Source organism: Nocardioides sp., assembly GCF_036503465.1.
Classification (GTDB): Bacteria; Actinomycetota; Actinomycetes; order Propionibacteriales; family Nocardioidaceae; genus Nocardioides.
The window spans coordinates 1-11,051 of sequence record NZ_DASXWU010000057.1 but is presented as its reverse complement, the minus strand read 5'-3'; the positions used below and the strand labels follow the sequence as shown (position 1 = coordinate 11,051).

9 protein-coding genes, 1 tRNA gene and 1 pseudogene are annotated in these 11,051 nt (G+C 67.9%); 3 read left to right on the top strand and 8 right to left on the bottom strand.

All coding sequences use genetic code 11. The features are described 5' to 3' along the window. Nucleotides 1-37: 37 nt before the first annotated feature. Together VGK78_RS10920 and mobF are read right to left on the bottom strand one after the other, a co-directional pair. Nucleotides 38-1,303, bottom strand: coding sequence for a hypothetical protein (locus VGK78_RS10920; protein WP_331527658.1), 1,266 nt, complete (start codon nucleotides 1,301-1,303; stop codon nucleotides 38-40). 316 nt (nucleotides 1,304-1,619) lie between these two features. Further along, entirely contained in the window at nucleotides 1,620-5,042 is a 3,423-nt protein-coding gene (mobF, locus tag VGK78_RS10915) for a MobF family relaxase (protein ID WP_331527657.1), read from the bottom strand. Between the two features lie 223 nt (nucleotides 5,043-5,265). On the opposite strand from mobF, the gene VGK78_RS10910 reads away from it, so the two are divergent. Then, entirely contained in the window at nucleotides 5,266-6,492 is a 1,227-nt protein-coding gene (locus VGK78_RS10910; protein ID WP_414690673.1) for a DUF6880 family protein, read from the top strand. Nucleotides 6,493-6,495: 3 nt separating this feature from the next. Here the strand turns inward: VGK78_RS10910 and VGK78_RS10905 are convergent, their stop codons facing one another. After that, nucleotides 6,496-6,999 carry a hypothetical protein gene (locus tag VGK78_RS10905; protein WP_331527655.1) on the bottom strand — a complete coding sequence of 168 codons (504 nt, stop codon included), beginning with the start codon at nucleotides 6,997-6,999 and terminating at the stop codon, nucleotides 6,496-6,498. A 220-nt stretch (nucleotides 7,000-7,219) separates the two neighbouring features. Beyond that, the gene (locus VGK78_RS10900) at nucleotides 7,220-7,792 is read right to left on the bottom strand and encodes a type IV toxin-antitoxin system AbiEi family antitoxin domain-containing protein (protein WP_331527654.1); all 573 of its coding nucleotides are present in this window, start codon (nucleotides 7,790-7,792) and stop codon (nucleotides 7,220-7,222) included. Between the two features lie 94 nt (nucleotides 7,793-7,886). Here VGK78_RS10900 and VGK78_RS10895 point away from each other — a divergent pair, with 94 nt between their 5' ends. Both VGK78_RS10895 and VGK78_RS10890 read left to right on the top strand, forming a co-directional pair. Beyond that, entirely contained in the window at nucleotides 7,887-8,399 is a 513-nt protein-coding gene (locus tag VGK78_RS10895) for a helix-turn-helix domain-containing protein (protein WP_331527653.1), read from the top strand. 41 nt (nucleotides 8,400-8,440) lie between these two features. After that, entirely contained in the window at nucleotides 8,441-9,031 is a 591-nt protein-coding gene (locus tag VGK78_RS10890; protein ID WP_331527652.1) for a nucleotidyl transferase AbiEii/AbiGii toxin family protein, read from the top strand. Here VGK78_RS10890 and VGK78_RS10885 read toward each other — a convergent pair. From VGK78_RS10885 to VGK78_RS10870, 4 genes and pseudogenes are all read right to left on the bottom strand, one after another. Next, nucleotides 9,028-10,212 (bottom strand): tyrosine-type recombinase/integrase, encoded by a 1,185-nt coding sequence (locus VGK78_RS10885; RefSeq protein ID WP_331527651.1) that lies wholly within the window; start codon nucleotides 10,210-10,212, stop codon nucleotides 9,028-9,030. The two genes, VGK78_RS10890 and VGK78_RS10885, sit on opposite strands and share 4 nt — an antisense overlap. Further along, nucleotides 10,205-10,411 carry a helix-turn-helix transcriptional regulator gene (locus VGK78_RS10880; protein ID WP_331527650.1) on the bottom strand — a complete coding sequence of 69 codons (207 nt, stop codon included), beginning with the start codon at nucleotides 10,409-10,411 and terminating at the stop codon, nucleotides 10,205-10,207. The genes VGK78_RS10885 and VGK78_RS10880 overlap by 8 nt, the downstream gene beginning before the upstream one ends. A gap of 175 nt (nucleotides 10,412-10,586) precedes the next feature. Beyond that, nucleotides 10,587-10,660, bottom strand: a tRNA-Met gene (locus VGK78_RS10875). A gap of 58 nt (nucleotides 10,661-10,718) precedes the next feature. Then, nucleotides 10,719-11,051: pseudogene (locus tag VGK78_RS10870) on the bottom strand (hypothetical protein); the annotation flags it as partial.

The window sequence follows — 11,051 nt, the reverse complement described above, 5'->3', positions numbered from 1 at the left end:
GACGAAATCGGGCAGACCGCAGTTCCGCTCCGCTCTGCTACTGGCCTGACCGATAGAAGCATCGGCGCAGGCGCTCAGGGTTGGCGATCATGTCCAGTAGGTAGAGGTAGGCGACGAGTCCGATGTCGTGTGGAACGTCGCCGTCATGGTGCGCCAGGAGCGCCGCAGTCTGGTCGACCGCCTTGCCCTTGCCGCCGTGGCCATGGGTCGCGTTCCGCAGAACCTTGAGGTACTGGGCGGTGGCGTCTTCGGCCGAGAGCACCTTCACCTGCCCGCCGGGCAGACGGAGTTCAACTGCTTGCGTCTTCAAGTGCCTCCGGATGAAGAACCCGTCCTGCATGCGTCGGAGCGAGCTGACTCCCTGTCGGGCCATCGGCAGCAGGATGTCGCCTGCACCGGCGGGGATCGACTCTTCGAGGTCGGCCAGAACCCTCTCCGCGTGACTCAGCGTGACCATGAGGTCGAGGTCCCAGCCGTTGGCCCGCTGGATCGAGTCAAGCACTGAGAACAGCAAGGTCCGTCGGGCGTTTGAATCTCGATGAGACACCTGCATCGAGGTCGTGCGACGGAAGATCTGCTCGACCGTCAGCATCGCCTCGAGGTGCTTCTCAGGGCGGTAGAGACCTGTCTGGTCCGTGAACACCGCAAGATCACCGAGGACCCCGAACAGTTGATTGAGCCGCTCGGCCCACCATCGGGTTGCATCGGCGGCGGCGCCGCTCGAGAGGGCAGCCGTCGGCGTCTTCTCCATTGCGCCGGGCGTCGAGATCAGCTGGAGCAGCTCCGCAGCATCACCGTTGCTGCCCGAAACGCATCGGCCGAAGCTGAAGATCATCGGTCCGAACGTGCGGACAACCTGGAACCCCCAGATTCCCGGCGCGAGCGCAGCCAGGAGCGGATCGACGTAGGCGTCGAACATGTAGACGCCGCTGTACAGCCCGGCCGAGGATCCGAACGCTTGGTCGTGCGTTTGGACGTCCTTGAGGTGCGTCAGGTCGCCGTTACCCAGGCGCTCGTCCTGCTCGATGCGCAACCAGATCGATGCGAGCTTCAGTCGGTGCAGCAGGACTGGGTCCACTTCGATGACGTGGAGGCCGGCTCCTTCAAATGGGTGGACGCTAGCGTCGCCCCCCAGCGGCATTTGGCGCAGGAGATCAAGCAGGTAGGCGGCCCGGTCGGGAAGGTCACTCACAGGCGTGGCGTACATCGCCAAGCGCTCGAAGTTGAGGAGATCGAGTAGCTCCTGCGTGGCTTCCGCCTTGAACCTTCGCTTCTCCAACGCCGGTCCGATGATCTCGGGCATGGGTGGGTCAATGCGTTCGCGGAGGTTTGCGAGATCCCCGAGACGCGACGTGAGCCCCGGCCCGTAGACCGTCTTCACCCTGACAAGGTCAGGAGATCGGCGGAGATAGCGTTCTTCAGGCTGCACGAGGTATCCGCCGGACTCGGACCGGGCCTTGTAACGGCACTCGCTCAGAAGCTGCTCCGGGTTACCGCCCCAGAGCCAGGATGGCAGCTCAACCCGGGCTTGCGACGGGGGATCCGATGACACGGGGTCACCGTAGACCGATCCTCCGACAGCATTAGGCTGCCTGGTCCACGACCCGCTCTCCACTGGGTCATAGCGCCAAGGTGGCAGACCGGTCCGCCGCGCGGCTGCCCGGGCTTCCCTGCTCGGTTCGTCGCACCGCCGCGAGGGCTCGTGCGTAGTCGAGGCGCTGGCCGTCAGTTGAGGGCCCTTGTCCAAGGGGTCGCCTGTCCTGGATCCCGTAGCGGTCGCGGTACGCGGCCACGGTGGCCGCTGCGTTGTCCCACTGGGAGCGGAGTGCCGGATCGCTGGGCCGCGGACCGAGCGCCTTCGTCCACGGCTCGCGGTTCCGATGGGCTGCGTCAGCGAGTTCACGCGCACGCTGCTCGATCAGGTCGCGACGCTCGTCCAGGGCGCGCCGCATGTCGCGTACCATCGGGCCGACAGCCTCGGGGATCAGGCCGACGATCAGCCGAGATCGTGCACGCCGGCCGCTCGCCCGCTGGCTCGTGACGAGGTGGACCCGGTGGCGCAGGACGGCGCCGACGTCTTCGGCGTCACCAAGTCCGTGGCGGCTCACTGCCGCAGGCAGGAGGCGGTCCACGTCATGGCCGTTGGCCTCGGCGCGGCGTAGTTCCGCAGCCAGCGGACCGAAGGCGTCGGAGGCGAGGACGTCATCGACTTGGTCGCCAGTGAGCTCGCACGAGTGGAGCAGCGTGGCCCAGCGGTCGCGTTGCGCGGCTGCGGCGATCGTTTCGTACTCGGCGGCGAGCTGGGCGATGGAGCCCCAGGTCTCCTGCTCCTCTGTGATCGTCTGGTGCGCCGAGAGCCCGGCTCCCCGGTTGGCGAGGACGCCGATCAGCACGGATCGCGCCGTGACCTCTTCGCCGGCGGGTACGCCGTGATTCTGGTCGGCAGCCGATGCGACTACGTAGGCGTGGTTGTGGTCGCGGCCGCGGGTCATCGCGACGTACAGGTTCTCCCTCGTCGTGGTGTCGGACACGACGACGTGCGCGGTATCGACGGTGAGGCCCTGGGCGCGGTGCGCGGTGACGGCATAGCCGAGGTCGACGTGTTCCGAGACGTACGCGGCGGGAAGCATGATGGCACCGCTGTGCTTGCGGTCGAGGCGGCGTACGACCATCGAGCCGTCCATGCGGACGTCGGTGACGCGCCAGCGATCGCCGTTGCGCACCCAGCCCGAGCGAAGGGTGCGGAGGCGGCGGTCGTTCTTGCGGGTGATGATCCAGTCGCCGACCGAGGCTCGAGTGCCGTCGATCAGGTGCGCCTCGGTGCCCTGTCGCGTCGCCCCACTGAGAAGCCGCTCGGTGCGGGCCTTGGCGTTGAGTTCTTGAACGACATGCGAGGTGTCCGCGATCAAGACGCTGGCACGTCCGGGAGCGATGTCGTCTCGCCAGGCTCGGTAGGCGGCGTCTGCCATGTCGTCGGCGTCGCCGTCGCTGACGCGCTGATGAGCGAGGTAGACGTCGACCGCTTCTGGGCGACCGTGGCGTAGGTCGAGGGAGGCGCGCTTCTCCCACGCATGCGTGAAGCGGTGGATGTCGATGAGCTCGGGTGCGTCGTTGCGGGCTTCTGCGAGCATTCCGAACGCTCCCCCTGCCTCGACGGACTGGAGCTGGGCCCAGTCTCCGACCAGGAGGACCTTGGCTCCTGCGGCCTGGGCATGGGCGGTGATGCGGTCGAGGGTCATGGTGCCGGCGAGGGTCGCCTCGTCGAGGATCACGAGCTGGTTCTTCCTCAGCGCGGTCCGGCCCTGGTCGTGCTCGTAGCACCACTTCGCGGTGTTCTCACAGGCGATGCCGAGGTCGTCGGAGAGTAGGGCGGCAGCGGCCGCACTCGGTGCGAGGCCGACGACGCTGCCGTTCCCGTGTTGGCGGGTCCAGGCGTCCTTGAGTGCACGCATTGCGGTGGTCTTGCCGGCGCCGGCCGGGCCGATGAGCAGGTCGACCGCTCGACCTGACACGGCAATCTTCGCGATCGCCTCGGCCTGCTCGGGGCTCAGTCGATTGCCGGTGACCGGCCGGGCTGCGATGGCGTCGACGATCTCGATGCTGATAGTCGGTGCCGTCGTCGCGGCGGAGCGTTCGAGGAGCCGGTCCTCGGCGGCGAGCAGGTGCTCTGCCGAGAAGACTGTCGAGTGCTTGGGCCGGAAGGCGCTGGTGCCGTCTTCGCGCAGGAACGGCTGCGGCGTCACGGCCAGTTCCGGCGGCGTGAGTCGCAGGGAGCCGCGCTCGGCGGCGTCGACGACCAGGCCGGTGATCGCCTCGCGGTCAGCTGTGCTGGCGAACGTCCATCCGAGGGTCTGGCGTGCGGCCTCGGCGTACAGGTTGGCCCGGCGCCAGGTCGAGCGCTTCTCGCCGACCGTCGCGACGATACGGCGGCCGACCTCCTCGACGAAGTCGAGCGGGACATCGTCTGCGCGCAGTAGCCGCGCGGGTGGGTTCGATGTGGCTTCCCTCGCCCAGGCAACGGGATCCGCTCCGAGGTAGTCGGCAGTACGGCGCCGCCACAGGCCCGTGAGGTCCGCAAGCGAGTAAATGCGCTTGGCGGGGCGGTTCGAAAGGTTGGCCTGCTGGCGAAGCTTCATGATCGTGGCTCGGTGCGGGCGGCGGCCATGGCGCTCGACGTAATCATCGATGAGGTGGTCGGTCGCGGCGTCGATGTCGCGAGCCCGGCTGGAGAACTTCTCGACCAGCGACTGCGGGACGCCGACGATCTCCCAGGCTGGGTTGCGGTCACGGCCGCGCGGGCGCCGCTCCCAGCCGACGCCCAGGGTCCGCGTCAGGTGATCGCTGAACGACGCCTCATGCAGCTCGGAGAGTGCGACGACCCACCCGTGCAGTGGGGCGCCGTCGATGGCGCGCCACTTGCCGTCGCGGACGGTCTTGACCTTGTTCGAGATGACGACGTGGGTGTGCAGGTGCGGGTCGTTGGCCCGCGAGTCGTAGTGGTCGAACCCGGCCGCGACGACGCCAGTGACCTCAGCTTGCGCGACCGCGCCCTTCGGTCCCTTGGCGCCGACGCGGGTGGCCACGATCTCGCGTTCGAGGAAGTCGAGCGCGTCGGCAACCGCTGCATGGTGAGCTTCGGCGATCAGCGCTTGGGTGCCGCCGTCGGCTACTCCCCAGAGCACGCTGGCCGACTTGGGGATCGAGAAGGTGAGGTCGTACCCGGCGACTGCGTGGCGGCGCTTGCCTAACTGCGGCTGGTCGTAGGTGCGGTATCGCCGGCCGAGCGGCTCGCCCGTGGTCGGGTGGGCGCCCTGCCCGATGAGCAGCTTGAGCTGCCCCTCGGTCACTTCGTCGCCGGCTTGGATTGTGGTCTCCAGGCTGTCGACTCCGGTGCCCATCCACCGCCCGGGCGGCGTACCTGCCTCGGTGTAGTAGCGCGTCAGCAGTGTCGAGAGCGACCTGTCCCCGTCGCCCGCGGCCACCGTGCGGAGCAGGTACTCGTAGCCCTTGCCGGCGCTCATCTTGTTGATCGTGACGGTCACCGCGACCACCTCCTTGTGGGAGGTAGGTGTGCGGGCCGCCCCGCCCGCCCGGGCCTTCAGGCCTCGTTTGCAAGAGGCGTGAAGGGAATGCGGGTGAGGTGAAGGAGGGAGGGCGGGAGCAGGAAGTGGAAGACGAAGAGGGCGAAGAAGGAGACGCGGACGAGGTAGGGCAGGAAGGAGAGTGGAGGACGGGCAATGATCGGCGGAAGGAAGAATGACGCGGGTGAGCACCCTGGCTGACGCCGTCCTTCCGCTGATCCGCACGCGGTCCGACCTCTACCGGTATAGCGCCGCCAACGCGCACGGCCGGGACATGCACGAGGCGGTCGACATCCTGGAGGCCGCGATCCCGACGACCGATCCGGCCGAGATCTATTCGGTCACTCACAAGGCGCTGGCGTCGTCGCTGAAGGTGATCGCCCGGGCTGATGATTCCAGCGGCATCATCGGCGATGCCTGTCGGCGCCTGTTGGATCTCCACCCACGGGCAGCCGCCGCGGCCAGGACGCCGGTCGCGAAGCTGATCGACTGGATGATGAAGTTCCAGTTCGATGACGACGAGGTCGACTACTTCGAACTCGACCCCGTCGCCTACGCGCCGGCCCTCGGCGAGACCGGGATGAAGGCGTACCGCAAGCGCTTGGCGGACGTCGAGGCGAAGCTCGGGCCTCGCCCAGCCGAGCGGTGGAACTCGGGCCACTCCCACGAGTGGTTCACGCTGGACTGGAACGCACAACGGCTGGCCGTCCTTGACCACGACGTCGACGCCATCATCCGGACCCACGCGAAGGACCGGAAGGTCGCGGCCTGGCTGGAGGACACCGCCGAGGCCTTCGAGGAGATCGGCGAGATCGACCTGGCCATGGACTGGGCCAAGCAGGCGACCAACTTCGATCGCGGGCACCAGTCGCTCAAGGCGGCCGACTACTGGTGCGGACTCCTGGAGGCACATCGGCCAGCCGATGCGCTCGACGCGCGACTGTCGGTGTTCCGCAAGTGGCCCTCGTCGACAACGGCGGCCCGGCTGCACAAGGCTGCCGGCAAGGCGTGGCCCGACTACCGCGACGAGGTCGTGGCGACCCTCGCAGCGAGTCCGCGGGACGCGGTCCTGTTCGCGCTGCTGACCTTGAAGGAGCCGGAGTTCGCCTGGAACCTCGCGCACTCGCTCGCCCTGGACACCGACCACACCTGGAGCGAGCTGGTGAAGGCGTACGAGAAGGTCGACCCGATCGCCACCCTGCCGATCCACCAGCGTCTGGTCGAGAACGAGCTGGTCGAGGCTGGGGCGCAGCACTACCGACTGGCTGCGCGAAGGCTGGCGAAGATGCGGACGCTGAGTGCCGGGTCCGGGAAGTCAGCCGAGGTCAACGACCTCATAGCGGATCTGCGTGAGACCCACCGGCGTCGCCCGCGCTTGCAGCAAGAGTTCGACCGCGCCGGACTGCCCTGAGCTTCAGCCTTTGTCTGTCCGAGGCGACCTGCCGCGTATGACCGTGACGTGGGGAGGCAGCGGCTCGTTCGGGTCGCTGGTTGCCTCCGCACGTTCGGCAACCTCGGCCTCCGCAGCGAGTAGCGCGGCGATGTCGCGGCGCGGCGCGACAACGGCTGCAGGTGTCTGGAGCACACCCTCGTAGCCCTGTACGTCGCTCTCCTTCGGCATCCACGCGCGATGCCGTTCGGCCACCCACTCGGCGCCGTCGTACTCAGCGATTCCCCAGTCGACCCCGTCGGGGACGCAGACCACGACGAGGTCGGCGTTGGGGCCGCTCGCACCCTGGCCGAGGCTCTCCACGACCTCAACGAGACGAGGATCGTCCCTGCGGAGCGCGTTCTCGCCGACGACGCGATACGGCTGCATGAATGACCGTTCCTCGGCGACCTCCAGCCCCAGCGCAGCGGCAGCCTCGCGGGACAGCCCGAAGCCCCCGGGCTTGGCATTCACGACGATCTTCTGCACAGCCGCCCCCTTCCCGCAGCTCGGACTGCCCATGACTGAGACCGACGCTACGGATCACCTCCGACATCGCCAACGTGATTTCCCGTGGTGGCATCCAACGCGGCTGGGCTCCGGCACTTGCGCCGACGTCTTCTCCGACAAGCAGCGAAATAGCCCCGCCAATCCCGGAGGACGACGGGGCGTAATGGTGCCAGGGTACCGCGCGCTCTGACGTCGCCAGTCACACGATCTGGTGGCGGCGTCCGAGCGCTGCCATGAGCTCGTCGCGGTCGGCCGTCTTGAGGAAGCCCTGTGCATGGCCGCGCTCGATCGCCTGCCGCAGAAGGTACGTCGGCGTGCCGTAGGTCAGGCACTGGGCGATGGCCGTGGCCGGTGTCACCGTCGGGATCTCCTGCCACCAGCCGATGCCTTCCGGGGCGAGGTCCTCGTAGTGCACGACGTAGTCGTCGCATCCCGCGCGCCTGAACCGGCGCTGCTTGCCGACAGTGACGTGGATGCGGTTGGGGTTCACGGCGCTGATGCCGTACGCATCGAGAGCGGTCTCGTGGGACAGCGCGGCCTCGGGCACCCGCGTCCACAACACCGCCAGCATGAGGTTGTCGTGCTCGCCAACCGGATACTGCGGAAACCGGTAAACCCCGTGCGCGACGCGATGGAGCGTTCCGCGGTGAACGAGCATCTGGGTGGCGTGCTTGCCGATGCCGGCTTCAGTGGCCTGCTGCGCCGTGACGAAGCCATGCTGCGCGGCCGCCATCTCCCACAACACGGCTCGCGAGAAAGGCCGGGCAGGCATGGCAGAAGTATAACGCGAACGTGACACTATTGCCTTGGACTGCTCGGCCACAGAGACCTTGAGAAGTGATATCTAAGCGGATATCGTAGCGGACATGGCTGGAACGATCATCGAGCGCGCACGCCGCGGCAGTGGGCTGTCGCAGCGCGAGCTGGCGCGCCGTTCTGGCACCTCGCAGCCGACGCTCTCGACGTACGAGCACGGCACCAAGTCGCCGACGCTCGCGGTCGCCGAGCGGATCGTCAACAGCAGCGGCTTCGATCTCGACCTCGTCCCCCGGGTCACCTTCACCACCCACCCCGGCGCTCGCGGCGAGCCGTTCGTCGTGCCCGACCGCCTGTGGCGACTCGACACCGCGACCGCTCTGGCGACCGTGACGCTGCCCCAACACCTGCACTGGTCAGGCCCATCGCGCCCCTACAACCTTCGTGACCGGCGGGACCGGGCCAGGGTCTACGAGATCGTGCTTCGCGAGGGCGAGCCGGCCGACCTGCTCGCCTGTCTCGACGGGGCCTTGCTGGTTGATCTCTGGGACGACCTCGTCATCCCGAGGGCGATCCGGAGCGCGTGGGAGCCGCTCATCGCGTCGTTCGGTGCCACTGCATGAGCGACCCGAGGCTGAGCGACTTCCAGGTCGAACTGGCCAACGTGTTCTTCTCGCTGCCCGAGTCAGCAGGATTCCTGCTTGCCGGCGGCGGGGCTCTGATCGCCCAAGGGATCGTGCCGAGGCCGACCGAGGACCTCGACTTCTTCACATCGCGTCACGCGGGCAGCGTCGAGGCCGCGAGCGATGCGCTCATCGCGGCGGCTACTGCTCGCGGGTGGAGACACGAGCTGGTACGAACCGGCGAGGAATTTCGGCGCTGGGCGATCACCGGTCCCGAAACCGTCCTCGTGGATCTCGCCGTCGACAGTCCCGCCGCCAGCACCCCCACCGTCACCATCGCCGGCCCGAGCTTCGCGCCCGACGAACTTGCGATCCGCAAGACGCTCGCGCTGTTCGGCCGGGCGGAGCCGCGTGACTTCGTCGACGTTTACGTGCTCCACCAGACCTTCGACCGCGACGCGACGCTCAGCAGGGCGGCCGACTTCGATCGCGGCTTCGACCTCGCGATGTTCGCCGCGACGCTGCGGACCCATCGCCGCATCGAGAGTCAGGACTTCCCAGACGTCGGCGTCCCTATCGCTGACATCCGGGCCTACTTCGATGCCTGGGCCGACGAGCTCGACGCGCGCTAGTCGTCGTCCCGAGCGAACGCCTGGTCCAGCAGCTCGGCGGTCAGCGGGTTCACCTGCTCGTTGCGGCGGATGTAGTGCTCGATCGTGACCTTGGGGTCGGTGTGGCCGAGCAGCTCCGAGGCGAGGTTGAGGCTGGCCTGCTCGTTGATCACGGTCGCGACGGTGCGGCGGAACATGTGCGGGCTGACGCCCTCGATGCCGGCGTCGCCGAGGACCTTGCGGAGCTGTCGCCGCACGTTGGCGGTGGTGAGCGGCGTGCCTTCACGGCTGCGGAACACCAGCGCGTCCAGCGAGTGGTCCGCCATGATCGCCAGTCGGCGGCGGAGTGCCTCGGCCGTGAAGGACGGCAGCGCGATCACCCGGTTGGATCGGTCGGTCTTCGGATGCTCCTGCCGGTAGGTCCCGACACCACGCTCGGAGATCACCGTGCCGCAGATCCGCAGGGTTGCGGGCGTCGTCGTGAGGTCCAGGTCGCGGCGACGGATCGCGAGCACCTCGCCGATCCGGGCGGAGGTGCCGAGCATGACCTCGACGATCTGTCCGAGCTGGCCGTCCGGGTTCGGACCTGACGTGCCGCGCGACAACTCCCACGCCTTGATCACGGCCCGGATCGCGTTGACCTCGGTCGCAGTCAGCGCTGTCGGCGTCCGCTTCGGCTTGTGCAGGCGCGCGACTCCGTCGATCGGGTTGCGGTGGATCACCTCGTGCCGCACCGCGAGTCCGAACGCGAGCCGGAGCACGGTCTTGGCCCGCTTCGAGCGGGCGTACGACTGCTTGCCGAGCTCCTTGAGCAAGGCATCGCAGCGGGCCACACCGATCTCACGCAGCGCGTAGCCGCGGAACGCCGGAAGCACGAGCCGGCGCATGTCGCGCTCGTAGTTGAACCGGGTCGCGGGAGCGATCCTGTTCTCCAGGTCAAGGTCGGCCAGCCAGTACTCGACGAGCGCCGGGAACGGGCTGTCCGGCGTCAGGGACGTGTCGACGGGCTGGAATGCGTTGCGCTGCGTGAGCTTCTTCTTCAGCGCGACCTCGGCAGCCGGGCGAGACGTCGCAGTCGCCTGCACCAGCCGCGTCTGCCCGTCCCAATCACGGAATCGAGTGCGGGCCTCGACCTTGCCCCTCGCACGTTGGATGAAGGCGATCTCGCCGTAGCCGCCAATGGGGATGCGTGGCCTACTCATGAGAGCCACCCTCGTGCCGCTCCTCCAGCCACGCCGCGATGTCGCTGGCTGCGAACCGCAGGTGCTTGCCGAACTTGTAGGCCCGCGGCGCCCGGCCGGACAGCCGCCAGTCGTAGATCGTCTGCACGGGGACACCGAGGTACTCGGCGAGCTCCTCGACCCCGATGAGGGGCTCCAGCCCCAGCTTCGTCGTACTCATGCCGAGTAGGTGTGCGACCGCTGCCGAGCGTGCCCGAAGCGACCGGAACCAACGGCGCGGCCGCCCGGCTGGGCGGCGCCGCGCACCTGTCAATGTGATGGGTAAACGATGGGATCGCATCTCGCCCCCAAAGCGAAAGTCCAGGTCAACCATGGGCTGACCTGGACTTTCTTCGTAGCGGGGGCAGGATTTGAACCTGCGACCTCTGGGTTATGAGCCCAGCGAGCTACCGAACTGCTCCACCCCGCGTCGGTGAGCCTCACTCTACGGGAGGGGAACGTGGCCGTTCAAATCGTGAGCGCCCGGCCTACTTGAGCAGGTTGAGGGCCCGGGCCACCTCGGCGCGGGCCTTGTGGTTCAGCCGGACCCACTCGGCGCCCTTGCCGTCGTTGAACGCCTGCTGGGCCGCGTCGAAGTCGTGTTGGGCCTGCACGAGCAGCGCGTGCGCCTTGGCCATCGCGTTCTTGTCGGGCTGGTTCTGCCCCTTGTTGCCGTTGTTGCCGTTCCCGTTGTTCCCGCTGTTCCCGCCGTTCTCGGGGACGGTGGAGGTGCCGGACATGTCGGTGATCGCGTCGACCAGGGTGTCGCCGATGCCGACCTTCTGGCCGAAGGACACCATCACGTACCGCAACGTCAGGTA

Coding starts and splice junctions, on each gene's coding strand:
- VGK78_RS10920 (WP_331527658.1), bottom strand. CDS start 1,303: ATGCCCGAGATCATCGGACCGGCGTTGGAGAAGCGAAGGTTCAAGGCG.
- VGK78_RS10900 (WP_331527654.1), bottom strand. CDS start 7,792: ATGCCTGCCCGGCCTTTCTCGCGAGCCGTGTTGTGGGAGATGGCGGCC.
- VGK78_RS10895 (WP_331527653.1), top strand. CDS start 7,887: ATGGCTGGAACGATCATCGAGCGCGCACGCCGCGGCAGTGGGCTGTCG.
- VGK78_RS10885 (WP_331527651.1), bottom strand. CDS start 10,212: ATGAGTAGGCCACGCATCCCCATTGGCGGCTACGGCGAGATCGCCTTC.
- VGK78_RS10880 (WP_331527650.1), bottom strand. CDS start 10,411: ATGAGTACGACGAAGCTGGGGCTGGAGCCCCTCATCGGGGTCGAGGAG.